18 protein-coding genes are annotated in these 20,554 nt (G+C 67.0%); 12 read left to right on the top strand and 6 right to left on the bottom strand.

Going from position 1 to position 20,554, the window contains the following annotated elements; genetic code table 11:
- The first annotated feature begins 18 nt into the window (after nt 1-18).
- The 7 genes from trpA to MXC99_RS08145 are packed head-to-tail and all read left to right on the top strand — an operon-like array spanning nt 19 to nt 7,010.
- Nucleotides 19-840, top strand: coding sequence for a tryptophan synthase subunit alpha (gene trpA, locus MXC99_RS08175; RefSeq protein ID WP_247724975.1), 822 nt, complete (start codon nt 19-21; stop codon nt 838-840).
- Nucleotides 837-1,715 carry an acetyl-CoA carboxylase, carboxyltransferase subunit beta gene (gene accD, locus MXC99_RS08170; RefSeq protein WP_075149401.1) on the top strand — a complete coding sequence of 293 codons (879 nt, stop codon included), beginning with the start codon at nt 837-839 and terminating at the stop codon, nt 1,713-1,715. Before trpA ends, accD begins: the two co-directional genes overlap by 4 nt.
- Complete coding sequence (gene folC, locus MXC99_RS08165; protein WP_247724974.1) at nt 1,715-3,037, top strand: bifunctional tetrahydrofolate synthase/dihydrofolate synthase; 1,323 nt, start codon at nt 1,715-1,717, stop codon at nt 3,035-3,037. The genes accD and folC overlap by 1 nt, the downstream gene beginning before the upstream one ends.
- 9 nt (nt 3,038-3,046) lie before the next feature.
- On the top strand, nt 3,047-3,718 hold the full coding sequence (locus MXC99_RS08160) for an SPOR domain-containing protein (protein ID WP_247724973.1): 672 nt from the start codon (nt 3,047-3,049) through the stop codon (nt 3,716-3,718).
- Nucleotides 3,719-3,727: 9 nt separating this feature from the next.
- Nucleotides 3,728-4,219 (top strand): CvpA family protein, encoded by a 492-nt coding sequence (locus MXC99_RS08155; RefSeq protein WP_247724972.1) that lies wholly within the window; start codon nt 3,728-3,730, stop codon nt 4,217-4,219.
- 11 nt (nt 4,220-4,230) lie between these two features.
- On the top strand, nt 4,231-5,778 hold the full coding sequence (gene purF / locus MXC99_RS08150; protein WP_247724971.1) for an amidophosphoribosyltransferase: 1,548 nt from the start codon (nt 4,231-4,233) through the stop codon (nt 5,776-5,778).
- 47 nt (nt 5,779-5,825) lie between these two features.
- Nucleotides 5,826-7,010: an O-succinylhomoserine sulfhydrylase gene (locus MXC99_RS08145; protein WP_247724970.1), complete on the top strand. Its 1,185-nt coding sequence runs from the start codon at nt 5,826-5,828 to the stop codon at nt 7,008-7,010.
- Nucleotides 7,011-7,126: 116 nt separating this feature from the next.
- Here MXC99_RS08145 and MXC99_RS08140 read toward each other — a convergent pair whose 3' ends face one another.
- Genes MXC99_RS08140 through MXC99_RS08130 form a run of 3 tightly spaced genes read right to left on the bottom strand, consistent with a single transcriptional unit; the run spans nt 7,127 to nt 9,055 of the window.
- Nucleotides 7,127-7,882 carry a UDP-2,3-diacylglucosamine diphosphatase gene (locus MXC99_RS08140; RefSeq protein ID WP_247724969.1) on the bottom strand — a complete coding sequence of 252 codons (756 nt, stop codon included), beginning with the start codon at nt 7,880-7,882 and terminating at the stop codon, nt 7,127-7,129.
- 40 nt (nt 7,883-7,922) lie between these two features.
- Complete coding sequence (locus tag MXC99_RS08135; RefSeq protein WP_247724968.1) at nt 7,923-8,417, bottom strand: peptidylprolyl isomerase; 495 nt, start codon at nt 8,415-8,417, stop codon at nt 7,923-7,925.
- Between the two features lie 47 nt (nt 8,418-8,464).
- The gene (locus MXC99_RS08130) at nt 8,465-9,055 is read right to left on the bottom strand and encodes a peptidylprolyl isomerase (protein WP_247724967.1); all 591 of its coding nucleotides are present in this window, start codon (nt 9,053-9,055) and stop codon (nt 8,465-8,467) included.
- Nucleotides 9,056-9,325: 270 nt separating this feature from the next.
- Here MXC99_RS08130 and cysS point away from each other — a divergent pair, with 270 nt between their 5' ends.
- Together cysS and MXC99_RS08120 are read left to right on the top strand one after the other, a co-directional pair.
- Complete coding sequence (cysS, locus tag MXC99_RS08125; protein ID WP_247724966.1) at nt 9,326-10,711, top strand: cysteine--tRNA ligase; 1,386 nt, start codon at nt 9,326-9,328, stop codon at nt 10,709-10,711.
- 53 nt (nt 10,712-10,764) lie between these two features.
- Nucleotides 10,765-11,256 (top strand): thioesterase family protein, encoded by a 492-nt coding sequence (locus MXC99_RS08120; protein ID WP_247724965.1) that lies wholly within the window; start codon nt 10,765-10,767, stop codon nt 11,254-11,256.
- Nucleotides 11,257-11,418: 162 nt separating this feature from the next.
- Here the strand turns inward: MXC99_RS08120 and dnaJ are convergent, their stop codons facing one another.
- The 3 genes from dnaJ to grpE all read right to left on the bottom strand — a co-directional run bounded on the left by dnaJ (nt 11,419) and on the right by grpE (nt 15,314).
- Nucleotides 11,419-12,543, bottom strand: coding sequence for a molecular chaperone DnaJ (gene dnaJ / locus MXC99_RS08115; RefSeq protein WP_247724964.1), 1,125 nt, complete (start codon nt 12,541-12,543; stop codon nt 11,419-11,421).
- Between the two features lie 96 nt (nt 12,544-12,639).
- The gene (gene dnaK / locus MXC99_RS08110; protein ID WP_281257430.1) at nt 12,640-14,598 is read right to left on the bottom strand and encodes a molecular chaperone DnaK; all 1,959 of its coding nucleotides are present in this window, start codon (nt 14,596-14,598) and stop codon (nt 12,640-12,642) included.
- Between the two features lie 116 nt (nt 14,599-14,714).
- Nucleotides 14,715-15,314, bottom strand: a complete 600-nt coding sequence (gene grpE / locus MXC99_RS08105) for a nucleotide exchange factor GrpE (protein ID WP_247724963.1) — start codon at nt 15,312-15,314, stop codon at nt 14,715-14,717.
- 230 nt (nt 15,315-15,544) lie between these two features.
- Here grpE and gyrA point away from each other — a divergent pair, with 230 nt between their 5' ends.
- The 3 genes from gyrA to pheA all read left to right on the top strand — a co-directional run bounded on the left by gyrA (nt 15,545) and on the right by pheA (nt 20,425).
- Entirely contained in the window at nt 15,545-18,193 is a 2,649-nt protein-coding gene (gyrA, locus tag MXC99_RS08100; RefSeq protein WP_247724962.1) for a DNA gyrase subunit A, read from the top strand.
- On the top strand, nt 18,190-19,287 hold the full coding sequence (gene serC / locus MXC99_RS08095; protein WP_247724961.1) for a 3-phosphoserine/phosphohydroxythreonine transaminase: 1,098 nt from the start codon (nt 18,190-18,192) through the stop codon (nt 19,285-19,287). The genes gyrA and serC overlap by 4 nt, the downstream gene beginning before the upstream one ends.
- Nucleotides 19,288-19,357: 70 nt before the next feature.
- Nucleotides 19,358-20,425: a prephenate dehydratase gene (gene pheA, locus MXC99_RS08090; RefSeq protein ID WP_247724960.1), complete on the top strand. Its 1,068-nt coding sequence runs from the start codon at nt 19,358-19,360 to the stop codon at nt 20,423-20,425.
- The last annotated feature ends 129 nt before the right edge of the window (nt 20,426-20,554 follow it).

Raw genomic sequence — 20,554 nt, 5'->3', positions numbered from 1 at the left:
CCGCAGCGTGATCGAGACATGTCAAGAATCCACACCGTTTTCCAGCGCCTGCAGGCCGATGGCCGCAAGGCGCTCATCCCTTTCGTGACCGCCGGTTTTCCCGCGCCCGGGCTCAGCCTGCCGCTGATGCACGCGCTGGTCGAAGGTGGCGCCGACATCATCGAACTCGGTGTGCCGTTCTCCGATCCGATGGCCGACGGTCCGACGATCCAGCGTGCCTCCGAGCGCGCGCTCGCCCAGGGCATGAGCCTGCGCAAGGTGCTCGACATCGTGCGCGCCTTCCGCGCCACCGATGCTGCCACCCCAGTGGTTTTGATGGGCTACGCCAACCCGATCGAAGCGATGGGTGCGGAGCGCTTTGTCGCCGAAGCCCGCGCCGCGGGCGTGGACGGAGTGCTGGTGGTGGACTACCCGCCCGAGGAATGCGCCACGTTCGCCGATACGGCCAAGGCCGGCGGGCTGGATCCGATCTTCCTGCTCGCGCCGACCTCGTCCGCGCAGCGCTTCGCCGACGTCGCCCGCGCCGGCAGCGGCTACATCTATTACGTGTCGCTGAAGGGCGTGACCGGCAGCGGCAAGCTCGACGTCGACGAAGTGGCGCGGCGCATTCCGCAGATCCGTGCCGCGGTCGGCATGCCGGTCGGAGTCGGCTTCGGCATTCGCGATGCCGAGAGCGCGCGGCGCATCGGCGCGGTGGCCGACGCGGTTGTGATCGGCAGCCGCATCATCGAGGAAATCGAAAACAATCCGGGCGCGGAAGTGGCCTGCGTCACCGCCTTCATGCGGGGCATCCGTGCTGCGCTCGACGGGCTCGCGCCGGCAAAAGGAGAGGCACAATGAGCTGGCTGCAGAAATTGCTGCCGCCGCGGATCAAGCGTGGCCAGGCATCGGCGCGCAACAAGTCGATCCCGGAAGGCGTATGGAGCAAGTGCGAGGGCTGCGAGGCGGTGCTGTACCGCGCCGATCTCGACGGCAATCTCGGCGTCTGCCCCAAGTGCGGCCACCATCACCGGCTGCGCGCGCGGCGGCGCCTGGACATCCTCCTCGATGCGGAAGAGCGTATCGAGATCGGCGCCGGAGTCACCCCGGTGGATGCGCTGAAGTTCAAGGATTCGCGCAAGTATCCCGAGCGCCTGGCGGCCGCCGCCGCCGACACCGGCGAGGCCGACGCGATGGTGGTGATGCGCGGCGCGATCAAGACCCTGCCGGTGGTGGTGGCCTGCTTCGAGTTCGAGTTCCTCGGCGGTTCGATGGGCTCGGTGGTGGGCGAGCGCTTCGTGCGCGGCGCGCGCGAAGCCTATGAACAGCGCCTGCCGTTCATCTGCATCACCGCTTCGGGCGGCGCGCGCATGCAGGAAGGCCTGCTGTCCCTGATGCAGATGGCCAAGACCACGGCCTCGATCACCCGTCTGGCCGAGCGCCGCCTGCCTTTCGTGACCGTGCTGACCGACCCCACCATGGGCGGCGTGTCGGCCAGCTTCGCCTTCATGGGCGACGTCGTGGTTGCCGAGCCCGGCGCCCTGATCGGCTTCGCCGGGCCGCGGGTAATCGAGCAGACGGTGCGCGAAAAACTCCCGGAAGGGTTCCAGCGCGCGGAGTTCCTGCTCGAAAAAGGCGCGGTGGACATCATCGTCGACCGGCGCGAGATGCGCGACCGGCTGGCCGCACTGCTCGCGATGCTGGCCCGCCACCCTGCCGACGTGGTAGCCGCCTGATGCCTCGTGGCGCCGAACGGCCGTTGTTGCCGGACACGCTGGCCGGTTGGCTCGACCTCCTCGAACAGCGCCACGGGCAGCGCATCGAGCTCGGCCTCGAGCGCGTGCGTGCGGTGCGGGCGGCGATGGGCGCGCCGACGGAGGCGGTATTGATCACCGTCGGCGGCACCAACGGCAAGGGTTCGTGCTGCGCGATGCTCGAGAGCATCCTGCTCGCCGCCGGCTACCGGGTCGGCTGTTACACTTCGCCCCATCTGCTGCGCTACAACGAGCGCGTGCGCATCGACGGCAAGGATGCGGACGATGCGCGACTCGTCGCTGCATTCACCGCGGTCGAGACGGCGCGCGGCGACACCCCGCTGACCTACTTCGAGCACGGTACGCTCGCCGCCTGGGCGGTGTTCGCCGCCGAGCGCCCGGACGTGATCATCCTCGAAGTCGGCCTGGGCGGGCGCCTGGACGCGGTCAACGTGTTCGACGCCGACTGCGCGATCGTCACCGGCGTGGCGATGGACCATATGGAGTATCTCGGCGACACGCGCGAGAAGATCGGCTTCGAGAAGGCCGGCATTTTCCGCGCCGGCCGGCCCGCGGTATGCGGCGACCCGCAGCCGCCGGCCAGCCTGCTCGAGCATGCACGTGCGATCGGTGCCGAACTGTGGGTCAGCGGCCGGGACTTCGGCTTCGGCGGCGATCGCCAGCAGTGGGGCTACTGGCGCTATGCGCTGCCTGCCGCCCAGGGCGCGCTGCTTAGGCGCGGCGGGCTGGCTTACCCGGCGCTGCGCGGGGCCAACCAGCTGCTCAATGCTGCCGCCGTGCTCACCGCGCTGGAATGCCTGCGGGAGCGCCTGCCGGTGTCGATGCAGCACGTTCGCCAGGGGCTGATGCTGGTCGACGTGCCGGGGCGCTTCCAGGTGCTGCCGGGGCGGCCGGCGGTGGTGCTCGATGTCGCGCACAACCCGCAAGCCGCCGGCGTGCTCGCGGAAAACCTCGGCAACATGGGGTTTTACCCTGAAACCTGGGCGGTGCTGGGCATGCTTGGTGACAAGGATGTCGCCGGCGTGGTGGCGCGGATGGCCGACGGGGTCGATCACTGGCTGCTGGCCGACCTGCCCGGGCCGCGGGGCCTGTCGGCGCAGGCGCTGGCCGCGCGGGTGCGCGCGGCCGGCGGCAAGGGGGATCTGCAGTGTTTCGCCTCGCCTGCGCAAGCGTTTGTTGCAGCGCAGGAGGGGGCTGCCGAGGGTGATAGAATCGTGGCCTTCGGTTCCTTCCTGACGGTGGCGGACGTGCTTGCAGCGCTCAGGGCTGCGCGGCACGGGTGAGGTTCTCCGGTGAGCGACGCAGACAATCTGGAAATCAAGAAACGCGCCCGGCGGCGGCTGGTCGGCGCCATCGCGTTGGCGCTGCTGGCGGCGATCGTGCTGCCGATGACGATGGATCAGGAGCCGCATTCTCCGGTGCAGGACATCCAGATCACGATTCCCGACCGGGAGGCCGCTACCGGGCTGCAGCGCCCGCTCACCGTGGCGTCGCCGCCCGCCGACATCGCCCCGCCGCCGGAAGAGGAGGACCGCGTCGTCGCCCCCGGCGACAAGCCGGCCCCGCCCGTCGATGCCCCGCCGGCGCCCGTGCCCAAACCCGCATCCGCCGCCGCGCCGCCTTCCGTGCCCAAACCGGAGGCGCCCGCACTCCCGGCGCCCGAGCCGCGTCCGCTTCCCGCCGCCCCTGCCGAAGAGGAGGCCCGGGTGCGGGCGATCCTCAGCGGTCGGCCGGTGCCGCCGCGCGGTGAGTCCTTCGTCGTCCAGATCGGTGCTTTCAGCGATGCCGCGAAGGCAGCGCGCCTGGTCGAGCAACTCAAGGCAAAGGGTTTTCCCGCCTATACCGAGGCGGCGGGGAGCGTCACCCGGGTCCGGGTCGGCCCGGTTCCGGGGCGGTCCGCCGCCGAGGCGGTGGCGGCCCGGCTCGAGGCGGGCGGCCATCAGGCCGTGCTGCAGGCGCGCTGAGTGGCGGCGATGACCGTATTCGATTACGTTTTTCTCGGCATCCTCGCCCTGTCGGCGGCGGTCGGCATGTGGCGCGGCCTGGTCAGCGAAGTGATGGCCGTGCTCGCCTGGGTGGCGGCGCTGTTCGCCGCATGGCGCTATAACGAACCGGCGGCGAGCGCGTTTTCGGGAATGATCGCGGAACCGATGTGGCGCCAGGTGGCCGGCGCTGCGCTGGTGGTGATCGGCGTGCTGCTGCTCGCGGCACTGCTGCGTTACCTGCTGCGCGAGTTGCTGCGGGCGGCCGGGCTGGGTGCGACCGACCGCTTTTTCGGCGCCCTGTTCGGCGTGGCGCGCGGTCTGGCGGTCGCCTGCGTGGTGGTGCTGATCGGCGGGCTCGCGGGCGTGTCGCGCGAGCCGTGGTGGACACAGGCACTGTTTTCGGCGCCGATGGAGTCGGCGGTCCTTGCGGTAAAACCCTGGCTGCCCGATGCGGTAGCCGACAAGATTCGATTCAGATAGGCGTAACTTCCATGTGCGGAATTCTCGGGGTCGTAGCCACCTCACCGGTCAATCAGTTGCTGTACGACGGGCTGCAGGTATTGCAGCACCGCGGTCAGGATGCGGCGGGCATCGCCACCTCGGAAGGCGGACGCTTCCACATGCACAAGGGGTCCGGCCTGGTGCGCGACGTGTTCCGCACCCGCAACATGCGCAACCTGCAGGGCAACTGGGGGATCGGCCACGTGCGCTATCCCACCGCGGGTTCGGCCTACAACGCCGCCGAAGCCCAGCCGTTCTACGTCAATTCGCCGTTCGGCCTGCTGCTCGCGCACAACGGCAACCTGACCAACTCGGAAGCGCTCAAGCGCGAAATGTTCCTCTCCGATCTGCGTCATATCAACACCAGCAGCGACTCCGAAGTGCTGCTCAACGTGCTCGCCCATGAACTGCAGGCCGCCTGCAAGGGGCTCAAGCTCGATGAGGATGCGGTTTTCCGCGCGGTCGCCGGGGTGCACCGGCGCTGCCGCGGCGCCTATGCCGTGGTGGTGATGATTTCCGGTTATGGCCTGCTCGCTTTCCGCGACCCCTACGGCATCCGCCCGCTGGTGATCGGGCGCAGCGACACCGAGGCCGGCAGCGAATGGCTGGTCGCCTCCGAGTCGGTGGCGCTCGACGTGCTCGGCTACAAGCTGGTGCGCGACATCGCGCCCGGCGAAGCGGTGCTGATCGACACCGCCGGCCATTTCCACAGCCGGCAGTGCGCGGACAGCACGGTCCATGCGCCCTGCATGTTCGAGTTCGTCTATCTGGCGCGGCCGGATTCGATCATCGACGGCGTCTCGGTGTACGAGTCGCGGATGAAGATGGGCGAGTTTCTCGCTGACAAGATGAAGCGGACGATGCCGCACGCGCACATCGATGTCGTCATCCCGATTCCCGACTCCAGCCGGCCTTCGGCGATGCAGATGGCGCAGCGCCTGGATCTGCCGTTCCGCGAAGGCTTCGTCAAGAACCGCTACATCGGGCGCACTTTCATCATGCCGGGCCAGGCGACGCGCAAGAAGTCGGTGCGCCAGAAGCTCAACACCATCCACCAGGAGTTCAAGGGCAAGAGCGTGCTGCTCGTCGACGACTCGATCGTGCGCGGCACGACCAGCAGGGAAATCGTCAACATGGCGCGCGAAGCGGGGGCGACCAAAGTCTATCTGGCTTCGGCCGCGCCGCCGGTGCGTCATGCCAACGTCTATGGCATCGACATGCCGACCCGCGCCGAACTGATCGCCTCCGATCGCAGCGACGATGAGATCCGCCGCGAGATCGGTGCCGACGGGCTGATCTACCAGGACCTCGACGACCTCAAGGCTTCGGTCCGCGCGCTCAATCCTGCGCTCAAGTTCTTCGAGACATCCTGTTTCGACGGCAGCTACATCACCGGCGACATCACCGCCGAATACCTCAACGGCGTCGAAAACCAGCGCGGTGCGGTCCAGCCGGCGAAGTCCGACAGCGGCGACGGCGGCCACGACGATGACGATGGCCAACTCGATCTAAACTTGGCTTCCGGCGGTGGACGCTGACGCGCGCGCGGCCCGGCATCGATCGAACCTCCCTTGTGACGACGACCATGAATCTTCCCGACGAACTGGATTTCCGCCCCGATACTCTCGCCGTGCGCGCCGGAACCGAACGTACCCAGTTCGGTGAACACGGCGAGGCGATGTACCTGACTTCGAGCTTCGTCTTCGAGAGCGCCGCGCAGGCCGCGGCGCGCTTTTCCGGTGCCGAGGAGGGCTACGTCTACGCCCGCTTCTCCAACCCCACCGTGAGCGCGATGCAGACCCGACTCGCCGCGCTCGAAGGCGCAGAGGCCTGCGTCGCCACGGCCTCGGGGATGTCGGCGATCCTGTCGCTGGCGATGGCGACCTTGCAGGCGGGCGATCACATCGTCGCCTCCAACGGATTGTTCGGCGCCACTCAGCAGCTGTTCGGCGGCATCCTGGCGAAGTTCGGTATCGAAACCAGCTTTGTCCCCGCGACCGACCTCGACGCCTACCGCGATGCCCTGCGCCCGCGCACGAAGCTGTTCTTCATCGAGACGCCGTCGAACCCCCTCACCGAAGTGGTGGATATCGCCGGAGTCGCGGCCATCGCCCATGAGGCCGGCGCCCTGCTCGCGGTGGACAACTGCTTCTGCACGCCGGTGCTGCAGCGTCCGCTGGTGCTGGGAGCCGACGTCGTGGTGCATTCGGCGACCAAGTACCTCGACGGCCAGGGACGGGTGCTGGGCGGTGCGGTCGCCGGCCGCAAGGTAGTGACCGACGAGGTGTTCAAGTTCCTGCGCACCGCGGGGCCGACGCTGTCGCCGTTCAATGCCTGGGTGATCCTGAAAGGGCTCGAGACCTTGCGCATCCGCATGGAGGCGCAGTCGGCCGCGGCGCTCGAACTGGCGCGCTGGCTGGAAGCTCAGTCCAGCGTGGCACGGGTGTATTACCCCGGCCTCGCGTCCCACCCGCAGCATGCGCTGGCGATGCGTCAGCAAAAGAGCGGCGGCGCGATTCTCAGCTTCGATGTCGAGGGCGGGCGCGAGGCAGCCTGGCGGGTGGTGGATTCGTGCCGCCTGCTCTCGATCACGGCGAACCTGGGCGACACCAAGACCACCATCACCCACCCGGCGACCACGACCCACGGGCGGATCTCCGCCGAGGCGCGGGCTGCGGCCGGGATCGGCGAGGGCCTGCTGCGCATCGCCGTGGGCCTTGAGGATGTGGCCGACCTGAAGGCGGACCTGGCGCGCGGCCTGCAGCACTGAGGATCGAAACCGGAGCTGCACCGAGCGTGGACGGCAGCGGCCGCAGTGTCTTGCGGCTGCTTGAAAAGCAGAAGAGGACGCGGAGCGAGTGCCGGGAGGAGGCGACCCGGGCGCAATCAGGCCGAGGCGGCCTCGAAGTGCCGGCCGTCGAAGGCGAGCCAGGTGGCGCGGCCATGCCAGTCCGGCAGCACCCAGCGCACGCAGCGCCGGCCGTCGATGGCGTGCTCGTGGCGCGCCGGACGGTGGGTGTGGCCGTGCACCAGGGTCGGGTAGCAATGCGCGCGCAGCAGCGTGGCTACGGCTTCGGCGTTCACGTCCATGATCTCCATGGACTTCTCGCGCTTGGCGGCTTCGCTCCGTTGCCGCAGGTTCTCGATGAAAGCCTTGCGTGCGGCGAGCGGCTGGGCGAGGAAGGCCGCCTGCCAGGCGGGGTCGCGCACCTGGCGGCGGTAGGCCTGGTAGGCGAGGTCGTCGGTGCACAGCGCGTCGCCGTGGCTCAGCAGCACGAGCGGGGCGTCCTCTCCGCGACCGAAGCGCACCCGGCACGGATCGGCGAGCAGTTGCAGGCCGGCGGCGCGGGCGAAACCTTCGCCGGCGAGCAGGTCGCGGTTGCCGGCGATGAAGAAAATGCCGGCACCGTGCTCGGCAAGCGTGCGCAGCGCACTGCACACGCGCTGGTTGAAGGGGGCGTCGAGATCGTCGTCCCCGGCCCAGTACTCGAACAGATCGCCGAGGATGAACAGGCTGCCCGCGCCGCGGGCGGGGCCGGCGAGGAAATCGAGGAAGGCCGCAACCGTGTCCGGCTCCTCCTCCTTCAGATGGAGGTCGGAAACGAACAATGCCGGAAGCGCCGCGTGGACGGCTTCCGGCATTGTCCGCCGGTTCCCGCCGGCAGCGGGAACGGCAGGGCGCTCAGACAACTTCGGCGCGCTCGATGATCACGTCGTCCTTCGGTACGTCCTGGTGGAAGCCGCTGGAGCCGGTTTTGACCTTGCGGATGCTGTCGACCACATCCAGGCCGTCGCTGACCCGGCCGAACACGCAATACCCCCAGCCCTGCAGGTCGGGCGAGCGGTGGTTGAGGAAATCGTTGTCGGCGACGTTGATGAAGAACTGCGCGGTGGCCGAGTGGGGCGCCTGGGTACGGGCCATGGCGATCGTGCCGCGCTCGTTCTTGAGCCCGTTGTCGGCCTCGTTCTTGATTTCTTCGCCGGTCGGCTTCTGGTTCATGCCCGGTTCGAAGCCGCCGCCCTGGATCATGAAACCGTCGATGACGCGGTGGAAGACGGTGTTGTCGTAGTGGCCGGCGTTCACGTAGGCGAGGAAGTTGGCGACGGTGACCGGCGCTTTTTCGGCGTCGAGTTCGAGGGTGATGACGCCGTGGTTGGTGTGCAGCTTGACTGCCATGTTCGCACTCCTGGAAAAGTTCGGGTGAGGTGGATGGGGGCGGGTCGTCACTTGCCCGTCTTCTTGGCCGGCGCTGCCGTGCTTTCGAGCACGCGGGCATGCTCGATGAGCACCGCCTCGAGCGGCACGTTCTGGTGGAAGCCGCGGTTCGCGGTCGGCACTTTGGCGATCTTCTCGACCACGTCCATGCCCTTCACCACCTTGCCGAACACGGCATAGCCCCAGCCGTCGCGCGAAGGATAGTCGAGAAAGCTGTTCGGCACGAGGTTGATGAAGAACTGTGCACTTGCCGAGTGGGGATCGGCGGTGCGAGCCATCGCCAGCGTGCCGGGTTCGTTCTTGAGGCCGTTCCTGGCCTCGTTCTCGATCGGTGCGCGGGTGCTCTTTTGCTTCATGTCGGCATCGAAGCCGCCGCCCTGGATCATGAAGCCATCGATCACGCGATGGAAGACGGTGCCGTCGTAGTGGCCGTCCTTCACGTACTGGACGAAGTTTTCCGCTGATTTCGGCGCTTTGTCGGCGAACAGCTCGACGGTGATCCGGCCCTGGCTGGTCTCGAGTTCGACCATCGGATTCGCGGCGCAGGCGCTGAAGGCCAGGGTGGCGAGGGTGGCGAAGGCGGCAAGGTGCTTCTTCATGAGGTCTCCGATGGGTAGGGACGGAACCGGCGAGACGGGCACATCGTCCGATGCGCTTCGCCCGCGCCGGCAGCCGGCAGGGACGGCGGGCCGTTGCGGGCTGCGGAGCATCGTTCGGGCCGCCGCAGGGTGAAGATGGGGGGCTGAGGGGCCGTGGTATACTGCGGCGCGCCTCGGACAAGGGCCAGGCCCTTTGAAAGACGCCGAATTCTAGCAACAAGCCCCTCGCTCCCACAATCGCGCATCCGGCGCGTTTTTTCGTCGACTCGTATGCTCTCGATCTACAACACCCTGGCGCGCAGCAAGGAAGTCTTCACTCCCATCGAACCCGGCAAGGTCCGCATGTATGTGTGCGGGATGACGGTGTACGACTACTGCCATCTCGGCCATGCGCGCGTGATGGTGGTGTTCGACATGGTGGCGCGCTGGCTGCGGGCGAGCGGGATGGACGTGACGTACGTGCGCAACATCACCGACATCGACGACAAGATCATCCGCCGCGCCCAGGACAACGGCGAGCCGATCCGCGCGCTGACCGATCGCTTCATCGCCGCGATGCACCAGGATGCCGATGCGCTCGGCGTGCTGCGCCCTGATTTCGAGCCGCGCGCCACCGACTATATCGCCCAGATGCAGAGCCTGATCGGCCGCCTCGAGCAGAAGGGCCTGGCCTACGTCGCCGCCAACCGCGACGTGTGCTACGCGGTGCGCAAGTTCGGCGGCTACGGCCGGCTTTCGGGCAAGTCGCTCGACGAATTGCGCGCCGGCGAGCGCGTCGATGTGGCGGGGGAGAAGAACGACCCGCTCGATTTCGTGCTGTGGAAGCACGCCAAGGCGGCGGAGCCGGACGAAGTCAAATGGGCCTCGCCCTGGGGGGCCGGCCGTCCCGGCTGGCACATCGAGTGCTCGGCGATGAGTTCGGAGTTGCTCGGCGAGCACTTCGACATCCACGGCGGCGGCATGGACCTGCAGTTTCCCCACCACGAGAACGAGATCGCCCAGTCCGAGGGGGCGCACGGCCACACCTTCGTCAATGTCTGGATGCACAACGGCTTCGTCCGCGTCGACGACGAGAAGATGTCGAAGTCGCTCGGCAACTTCTTCACCATCCGCGAAGTGCTGCAGAAGTACGACCCTGAAGTGGTGCGCTTTTTCATCCTGCGCGCCCACTACCGCAGCGCGCTGAACTACTCGGATGCCCACCTCGAGGACGCGCGCAACGCGCTCACCCGGCTGTATACCGCACTCAAGAACGTGCCGGCGGACAACGGCGCGGCGCTCGATTGGAGTGAGCCGGCGGCGCAGCGCTTCCGCGCCGCGATGGACGACGACTTCAATACCGCCGAAGCGGTGGCGGTGCTGTTCGAACTCGCCAACGAGGTCAACCGCAGCGCTTCGCCGGCGCTCGCGGCGCAGTTGAAGGCGCTCGCCGCCGTGCTCGGCCTGCTCGGGCGCGACCCGCAGGCCTTCCTGCAGGCCGGCGCGCCCGATGCCGGCGGCCTCGACGCCGAAGCCATCGAAGGGAAGGTGGCCGAGCGTGCCGCGGCGAAAAAAGCGAAGAACTACGCCGAGGCCGACCGCATCCGCGCCGAGCTGCTCGAATCCGGCGTGATCCTCGAGGACGGCGCCGGGGGCACGACTTGGCGGCGAGCCTGAGCGCTCCCCGGTTCTGCCGGGGCACCGATTGACCACCGACGGAGTGTCGCCGCATGAACGCTGCAGCGCATCGCCCTGAAACGGGATTCACCCTGCATGGCAGGGTGCGCGGGGAATGGATCGACTACAACGGCCACATGAATGTGGCCTACTACGTGCTGGCTTTCGACCAGGCGACCGACGCCTTTCTCGATGTGCTCGGCCTCGATGCCGACTACCGTGCGCGCTGTCGCCACACGACCTTCGTCCTCGAAATGCACGTCAATTACGTCCGCGAGATCGGCCGCGACCAACCCTATGTGATCGGTACGCGGATCCTCGATGCAGACCACAAGCGCGTCCACCTCTTCCACGAGATGCGCCACGAGTCGGAAGGCTGGCTTGCCGCGACCAATGAGCTGATGGTCATGCACATCGACATGGAGGCCCGGCGCGGCGCCGATTTCCCGCCCGAGGTCGCGGCGCGCGCCGAGGCCTGGCTGGCAGCCCGGCGGATGCTGCCGTGGCCGGAGCAGGCCGGTAGCGTGATCGGCATCCGGAGGTAGTGCGGGCCGGGGAGGCACCGTGCCGCGGTGCGCGTCTGCGGCGCGGCACGATGCCGCGATCGACCGCGCCCTGCCAAACGCAGCGGCCCCGCTTCCGGAACATGCCGGAAACGGGGCCGCTGCCTGCCGGAGGCCGTCCGCACGAGCGCGTCCGTCGTCCGTTCAGGTGGCGAAGAAGTCCTTCACCTTGTCCATCCACGACTTCGCCTTCGGATTGTGGCGGTCGGCGTTGCCGCTGGAGATTTCCTCGAATTCGCGCAGCAGCTCCTTCTGGCGTTCGGTCAGGTTGACCGGCGTCTCCACGACGACGTGGCACATCAGGTCGCCGTGGACGTGGCTGCGCACGTTCTTGATGCCTTTGCCGCGCAGGCGGAAGACTTTGCCGCTCTGGGTCTCGGCGGGAATCTTCAGGCGCGCCATGCCTTCCAGGGTCGGAATTTCGATCTCGCCGCCGAGCGCTGCGGTAGAGATGCTGATCGGCATCTCGCAGTGCAGGTCGTCGTGGTCGCGCTCGAACATCGCGTGCTTGCGGATGTGGATCTCGACGTAGAGATCGCCCGGCGGGCCGCCATTGACGCCCGGCTCGCCGTGGCCGGCATGGCGCAGGCGCATGCCTTCGTCGATGCCGGCGGGAATCTTCACTTCCAGCGTCTTGTGTTTCTTGACGCGGCCGGCACCGCCGCAGTCGCGGCAGGGGTCGGGGATGATCTTGCCGCTGCCGTGGCACTTCGGGCAGGTCTGCTGGATCGAGAAGAAGCCCTGTTGCACGCGCACCTGGCCGTGACCCTGGCAGGTCGGGCAGGGCTTGGGTTGGGTGCCGGGCTTGGCGCCGCTGCCGTGACAGGTGCCGCACTCCTCGACGGTGGGGATGCGGATCGTCTTTTCCGCGCCGCGTGCCGCTTCCTCGAGCGTGATCTCGAGGTTGTAGCGCAGGTCGGCGCCGCGATAAACGTTCGAGCGCCCGCCGCCGCGTCTGCCGCCGAAGAGATCGCCGAAGATGTCGCCGAACGCATCGGAAAAGCCTTCAAAGCCCTGCGCCCCAGGACCCGCGCCCATCGAAGGATCGACGCCGGCGTGGCCGTAGCGGTCGTAGGCCGCCTTCTTCTGCGGGTCGGAGAGAATCTCGTAGGCTTCCTTGGCCTCCTTGAATTTCTCCTCGGCACCCTTGTTGTCCGGATTGCGGTCCGGATGGTGCTTCATGGCCAGCTTGCGGTAGGCCTTCTTGATTTCGTCGTCACCGGCATCGCGATTGACGCCGAGGATTTCGTAGTAATCCCTTTTGGACATGGTGCTTCGCTCAGTCTGGTATCAAGCAAAGGCCGAGCCGGCGCCGGAGAGGGCTCCGGCGGGGGCTCGGCCGCGAAGAGTTCGCCAGAACGACGATTACTTCTTGTCCTTCACTTCGGTAAATTCGGCATCCACCACGTCGGCATCGGCTGCCTTGCCGCTGCCGCTTTCGGCCTGGGCGCCGCCTTCGGGCTGGGCCTGGGCGTACATGTGCTCGCCGAGTTTCTGCGCCGCCATCGCCAGGGCCTGGCTCTTGGCTTCGATCGTGTCCTTGTCCGAGCTCTTGATCGCTTCTTCGGCGTCCTTGATCGCGCCCTCGATCTTCGACTTCTCGTCCTCGGACAGCTTGTCGCCGTACTCGCCGAGGGCCTTGCGGGTCGAGTGGATCAGGGCGTCGCACTGGTTGCGGGCGTCGACCAGTTCATGCGCCTTCTTGTCTTCCTCGGCGTGGGCCTCGGCGTCGCGCACCATGCGCTCGACTTCCTCGTCCGAGAGGCCGGAGTTGGCCTGGATCTTGATCTTGTTCTCCTTGCCGGTGGCCTTGTCCTTGGCCGACACGTGCAGAATGCCGTTGGCGTCGATGTCGAAGGTGACTTCGATCTGCGGCATGCCGCGCGGCGCCGGCGGAATGTCGGAGAGGTTGAACTGACCGAGGCTCTTGTTGCCGGAGGCCATTTCGCGCTCGCCCTGCAAGACGTGGATGGTGACCGCGTTCTGGTTGTCGTCGGCGGTGGAGAACACCTGCGAGGCCTTGGTCGGGATCGTGGTGTTCTTCTGGATCAGCTTGGTCATTACCCCGCCCAGGGTCTCGATGCCCAGCGACAGTGGGGTGACGTCGAGCAGCAGCACGTCCTTCACTTCGCCCTGCAATACGCCGCCCTGGATCGAGGCGCCGACGGCGACGGCTTCGTCCGGGTTGACGTCCTTGCGCGGCTCCTTGCCGAAGAACGCCTTCACTTTTTCCTGCACCATCGGCATCCGCGTCTGGCCGCCGACGAGGATGACGTCATCGATGTCCGCGACCTTGACGCCGGCATCCTTGAGGGCGACGCGGCAGGGCTCGATCGAGCGCTCGACGAGGTCTTCGACCAAGGATTCGAACTTGGCCCGGGTCAGCTTCAGGCTCAGGTGCTTCGGGCCCGAGGCGTCGGCGGTGATGTAGGGCAGGTTGATGTCGGTCTGCTGGCTCGAGGACAGCTCGATCTTGGCCTTCTCGGCCGCTTCCTTCAGGCGCTGCAGCGCGAGCACGTCGTTCTTGAGGTCGACGCCCTGTTCCTTTTTGAACTCGGTGACGATGTAGTCGATGATGCGCTGGTCGAAGTCCTCGCCGCCGAGGAAGGTGTCGCCGTTGGTGGCCAGCACTTCGAACTGGTGCTCGCCGTCGAGGTCGGCGATCTCGATGATCGAGATGTCGAAGGTGCCGCCGCCGAGGTCATACACCGCGACTTTGGAGTCGCCCGGCTTCTTGTCCATGCCGAAGGCCAGCGCCGCGGCGGTCGGCTCGTTGATGATGCGCTTGACTTCCAGCCCGGCGATGCGGCCGGCGTCCTTGGTGGCCTGGCGCTGGCTGTCGTTGAAGTAGGCCGGCACGGTGATGACCGCCTCGGTGACTTCTTCGCCGAGGTAGTCTTCGGCGGTCTTCTTCATCTTGCGCAGGACTTCGGCCGAAACCTGCTGCGGGGCGATCTTCTTGCCGCGAACTTCAACCCAGGCGTCGCCGTTGTCGGCCTTGCAGATGGTGAAGGGCATCAGGTCGATGTCCTTCTGCACTTCCTTTTCCTGGAAGCGGCGACCGATCAGGCGCTTGATCGCGAACAGGGTGTTCTTGGCGTTAGTGACCGCCTGACGCTTGGCCGGAGCGCCGCACAGGATCTCGCCGTCTTCGGAGTAGGCGACCACCGACGGGGTGGTGCGTGCGCCTTCGGAGTTCTCGATGACCTTCGGCTTGCCGCCTTCCATCACGGAAACGCAGCTGTTGGTGGTGCCGAGGTCGATGCCGATGATCTTGCCCATGTGTGTTTTTCCTTTAGAAGCTGAATCCGGTGTGGCGCACAAGCGGTGCGCCGGTTTGAAGCGAATATGGGGTGCGCCGGGGTACTTTCAAGCGTGCTGCCCGGACTTTCTTGGCGCGATCCGAGGGATGCCCGCCCGCAGCGCCGAAAGCGGGCGGCTTACTGCTCCTTGGCCTTGGCGACCATGACCAGGGCGGGGCGGATCACGCGTTCGTTGAGCAGGTAGCCTTTCTGCAGCACGTTGACGACCGTATTGGGTTCGGCGTCGGCTTCGATCGCGCTGATCGCCTGGTGCTTGTTGGGGTCGAACTTCTGGCCGAGCGGATTTTCCTCGGCCAGGTGCGCGCCTTCGAAGGCCGATACCAACTGCTTCAGGGTCAATTCGACGCCTTCGCGCAGTTTTTCCGCCGTCTGCTTTTCCACCGCCAGCGCGGCTTCCAGGCTGTCCTTCACCGGCAGCATGGCGGCGGCGAACTTTTCGGCGGCGAATTTGGACGCCTTGGCGATGTCTTCCTGGGCGCGGCGGCGCACGTTTTCGGTTTCGGCTTTCGCGCGCAACCAGGCATCGTGATGCTCGACGGCTTTGAGTTCGGCCTGGCGCAAGGCTTCTTCGAGGCTGGGCATGCTGTCGATGCCGCCTTCCGGGGCGGTGTCGACAGCAGCGGCGCAGGCTTCGAGTCCGGCATCGCCAGGCAGTTGCTCGGGGGCGGCGGTTTCGTTCTGCGCGGCGTTCTGGCTGAGCTGATTCGGGTCCTGCATGTCGGTTTAACTCCCTGTTGATCCGAAACAAGCGCTTACCTTGGGGCGATCCCGCAGACTTCAAGAGGTGGTGGCGCGGAAAAAACTGGGTGAAAAAGCCGTCGCGGCCTCGCCGGCGCCGGGCCTGCGGTCGTGTGCGGTGTGCGAGCGGCGCCGGTGCGCAGGGCGCTGGCAGGTGGCGCATGGTAGCATTGCGTGTTTTGGTTTTCGCGGCTAGCCCGCCCGCAAGAATGACTCAGTTCGCCAAGGAAACCCTGCCGATCAGCCTCGAGGAGGAGATGCGCCACTCCTACCTCGACTACGCGATGAGCGTGATCGTGGGGCGGGCGCTGCCCGATGCGCGCGATGGTCTCAAACCGGTACATCGGCGCGTCTTGTTCGCGATGCACGAGCTGTCCAACGACTGGAACCGCGCCTACAAGAAATCCGCGCGCATCGTCGGCGATGTCATCGGCAAGTACCACCCCCACGGCGATACCGCGGTCTATGACACGATCGTGCGCATGGCGCAGGACTTCTCGCTGCGCTACATGCTGGTCGACGGCCAGGGCAACTTCGGCTCGGTCGACGGCGACAACGCCGCGGCGATGCGTTACACCGAGATCCGCATGGCACGCATCGGCCACGAGCTGCTCGCCGATATCGACAAGGAGACGGTGGACTTCGGGCCGAACTACGACGGTTCGGAGAAGGAGCCGCTGGTGATGCCCGCGCGCATCCCCAACCTGCTGATCAACGGCTCCTCCGGCATTGCGGTCGGCATGGCGACGAACATCCCGCCGCACAACCTGGGCGAGATCGTCGACGCCTGCCTCAAGCTCCTCGCCGAGCCCGAAACCGATATCGAGGCCCTGATCGACATCGTCCAGGCGCCCGACTTCCCGACCGCCGCCCTGATCTACGGCCTCGCCGGCGTGCGCGAGGGCTACCGTACCGGCCGCGGCCGCGTGGTGATGCGCGCGCGCACCCACTTCGAGCCGATCGGCAAGACCGACCGCCAGGCCATCGTCGTCGACGAGCTGCCCTACCAGGTGAACAAGCGCACCCTGCAGGAGCGCATGGCCGAGCTGGTCAACGAGAAGAAGATCGAGGGCATCAGCGAGATCCGCGACGAGTCGGACAAATCGGGCATGCGCCTGGTGATCGAGCTCAAGCGCGGCGAGATGCCCGAGGTCGTGCTCAACAAGCTGTTCAAGCACACTCAGCTGCAGGACAGCTTCGGCATGAACATGGTGGCGCTGGTCGACGGCAAGCCGCGCCTGCTCAACCTCAAGCAGATGCTGGTGTGCTTTCTCGAGCACCGCCGCGAGGTCGTCACCCGGCGCACCATCTTCGAACTGAGGAAGGCGCGCGATCGCGGCCACATCCTCGAAGGCCTGGCGGTGGCACTGTCCAACGTCGACGAGATCATCGCCCTGATCAAGGCCGCGCCCACGCCGGCCGATGCCAAGCGCGAGCTGATGGCGCGCGAGTGGCGCTCGGCCCTGGTCGAGGAGATGCTGTCGCGCGCGCTGGCCGACAGCTACCGGCCGGAAGGGCTGGATCCGCAGTATGGGTTGCAGGCGCAGGGCTATCGCCTGTCCGAGGCCCAGGCCCAGGCCATCCTCGAGCTGCGCCTGCAGCGCCTGACCGGGCTGGAGCAGGACAAGATCGTCGGCGAATACCGCGAGGTCATGGACGTCATCACCGACCTGCTCGACATCCTCGCCCGTCCCGAGCGCATCACCGCGATCATCGTCGGGGAACTGACCGCGGTGCGCACCCAGTTCGGCGACCCGCGCCGCTCCGAGCTGGTGATGAACACCGCCGAGATCAACATCGAGGACCTGATCACGCCGGAAGACATGGTCGTGACCCTGTCCCACACCGGCTACTTCAAGCGCCAGCCGCTCGCCGATTACCGTGCCCAGCGCCGTGGCGGGCGCGGCAAGCAGGCGACCTCGATGAAGGACGAGGATTTCATCGACCACCTCTTCGTCGCCAACACCCACGACACCGTGCTGTGCTTCTCCAGTCGCGGGCGCTGCTACTGGCTGAAGGTGTACGAGGTCCCCGAAGGTACGCGCAACTCGCGCGGCAAGCCGATCGTCAATCTCTTCCCGCTCGTCGAGGGCGAGAAGATCACCGCGGTGCTGCCGATCAAGGAGTTCGACGAGGAGCACTTCGTGTTCATGGCGACTTCCGAAGGCACGGTCAAGAAGACCGCGCTCACCGCGTTCTCCAACCCGCGCAAGGCCGGCATCATCGCGGTCAACCTCGACGACGGCGACCACCTGATCGGGGTCGCGATCACCGACGGTCAGTGCGACGTGATGCTGTTCTCGGATGCCGGCAAGGCGGTACGCTTTTCCGAGACCGACGTGCGTCCGATGGGGCGCGATGCGCGCGGCGTGCGTGGCATGACGCTGGAGGAAGGGCAGCGCGTGATCGCGATGCTGGTGGCCAAGGACGAAACCCAGTCGGTGCTGACCGCGACCGAGAACGGCTACGGCAAGCGCACCCCGGTGGCCGAATACACCCGCCACGGTCGCGGCACCAAGGGCATGATCGCGATCCAGACTTCCGATCGCAACGGCAAGCTCGTCGGCGCCGTGCTGGTCGAGCCGAGCGATGAGGTGATGCTGATCTCCACCGGTGCGGTGCTGATCCGCACCCGGGTCGAAAGTATCCGCGAAATGGGGCGCTCGACCCAGGGCGTGACCCTGATCAACCTCGACGAGGGCACCTTCCTCGCCAGCATCGAGAAGGTCGCGGAGTCCGAATCGGACGAGAGCATGCGCACCAACGGCGAGGCCGCCGACGGCGATGCGCCGGTTGCGGCGGGTGAGGGCGGCGAGGGCGAGGCCCCGGCCGCCGGCGAGGAAGGAGAAGCTCGATGAGTCGCGTGTGGAATTTCAGCGCCGGCCCGGCGGTGCTGCCCGAGGCAGTGCTGCGCCAGGCCGCCGAGGAGATGCTCGACTGGCACGGTTCGGGCATGGGCGTGATGGAGATGAGCCATCGCGGCAAGGAGTTCACCGCCATCGCCGCGCAGGCCGAAGCCGACCTGCGCGAGCTGCTCGCGGTGCCAGCCAATTACCGCATCCTGTTCATGCAGGGCGGGGCGATTGCCGAGAACGCGATCATCCCGCTCAACCTGATGGGCGGCAAGCGCGTGGCCGACTATGTGGTCACCGGCGCGTGGACGCAGAAGTCGCAGAAGGAGGCGCGCAAATACGCCGAGGTGAACATCGCCGCCTCGTCCGAGGCGAGCGGCTTCACCACCGTGCCGGCGATGGCCGAGTGGAAACTGTCGGCCGACCCGGCCTACGTCTTCACCTGCACCAACGAGACCATCGGCGGCGTCGAGTACCCCTTCGCGCCGGACCTCTCGCAGATCGGCCGCGGCGAAGTGCCGGTGGTGGCCGACATGTCCTCCCACATCCTGTCGCGCGTCATCGACGTGTCGAAGTACGGCCTCATTTTCGGCGGTGCGCAGAAGAACATCGGCCCGGCCGGGCTCACGATCGTGATCGTGCGCGAGGACCTGCTCGGGCGCGCGATGCCGCACTGCCCGAGCGCCTTCGACTACCGGACGGTCGCCGACAACGGCTCGATGTACAACACCCCGCCCACCTACGCGATCTACATCGCCGGGCTGGTGTTTCAGTGGCTCAAGCGCCAGGGTGGGGTGGCCGCGATCGAGGCGCAGAACATCGCCAAGGCGAAGCTGCTGTACGACTTCCTCGATGGCAGCGATTTCTACGAGAATCGCGTCGACCCGATCTGCCGTTCGCGCATGAACGTGCCTTTCTTCCTCAAGGACGGGGCGCTCGACGAGGCCTTCCTCGCCGAGTCGAAGGCGGCCGGGCTGGTGCAGCTGAAGGGCCACAAGTCGGTCGGCGGCATGCGCGCCTCGATCTACAACGCGATGCCGCTCGCCGGAGTGCAGGCGCTGGTGGATTTCATGCGCGATTTCGCCGCAAGGAAAGCCTGAGCGGGCGGGGCGGACGGATGGGCGCACCGAGTCGGGAAGGGCTGATTTTGAAGAGGGCCAGAGGCCGAGCATGAGTGACGAACTGCTGAAACTGCGTAACGAGATCGACCACCTCGACGAGGAAATCCTTGCCCGTCTGGCCACGCGCGCGCGCTGTGCGCAACGGGTGGGCGAGATCAAGCGGGGCAACATGTTCTACCGTCCCGACCGCGAAGCCCAGGTGCTGCGCCGCCTGGCCGACCTCAACCCGGGGCCCTTGCCGGGCGATGCGGTGAAGACCATCTTCCGCGAAATCATGTCGGCCTGCCTCGCCCTCGAGCATCCGCTGCGTGTCGCCTACCTCGGACCGGCGGGGACCTTCTCGGAGAGCGCTAGCCGCAAGCATTTCGGTTCCGCCCCGGAGTTCATGCCGATGGCGGCGATCGAAGACGTGTTCCGCGCGGTCGAGGCGGGCAACGCCGACTACGGCGTGGTGCCGGTGGAAAATTCGACCGAAGGCGCGGTCGGCGGCACCCTCGACTTGTTGCTCACCAACCCGCTCCGGGTGTGCGGCGAAGTGCGGCTGCGCATCCATCAGCAGCTGATGTCGCGCGCCGAAGGCATCGGTGCCGCGCGGCGCATCTACTCGCACGCGCAGTCGCTGGCGCAGTGCCACGAATGGCTCAACCGCAACCTGCCGCACCTGCCGCGCATTCCGGTGGCGAGCAATGCCGAGGCCGCGCGGCTGGCGTCGGAAGATCCGGAGTCCTGCGCGCTTGCCGGCGAGGCCGCGGCGCGCCTGTACGGGCTGAACATCCTCGCGCCGAACATCGAGGACGATCCGAACAACACCACCCGCTTCCTGATCATCGCCGAGCACGATGCCGGGCCTTCGGGGCAGGACCGCACCTCGCTGGTGTTTTCCACGCCGAATCGCCCGGGGGCGATCCACGGCCTGCTCGAGCCGCTCGCCCGCCACGGCGTGGATATGACCAAGCTGCAGTCGCGGCCGGCGCGTTCGGGGCTGTGGGAATACGTGTTCTATGCCGACATCAACGGCCACCGCGAAGACCCGGCCGTGGCCGCGGCCCTCCAGGAGCTGAACGAGCGGGCCGCGTTCGTCAAGGTGATCGGCTCCTATCCGGTGGCGGCCATCTGAGCGCTGCCGGGAAACGGCTTTGCCGTTTCCGCCCCCCTCGGGGGGCAAGAACTCAGGGGGCAAGAAAACTTGGGGCGGCCCTGCATTTTCTCGCGCGCGCGCCGGATCGCCTTCCATTCAGTGTCAGCC

Origin of the sequence: Thauera aromatica (assembly GCF_023093595.1) — a bacterium.
Taxonomy (GTDB): Bacteria; Pseudomonadota; Gammaproteobacteria; order Burkholderiales; family Rhodocyclaceae; genus Thauera; species Thauera aromatica_A.
This window is presented reverse-complemented; position numbering and strand designations above follow the sequence as displayed.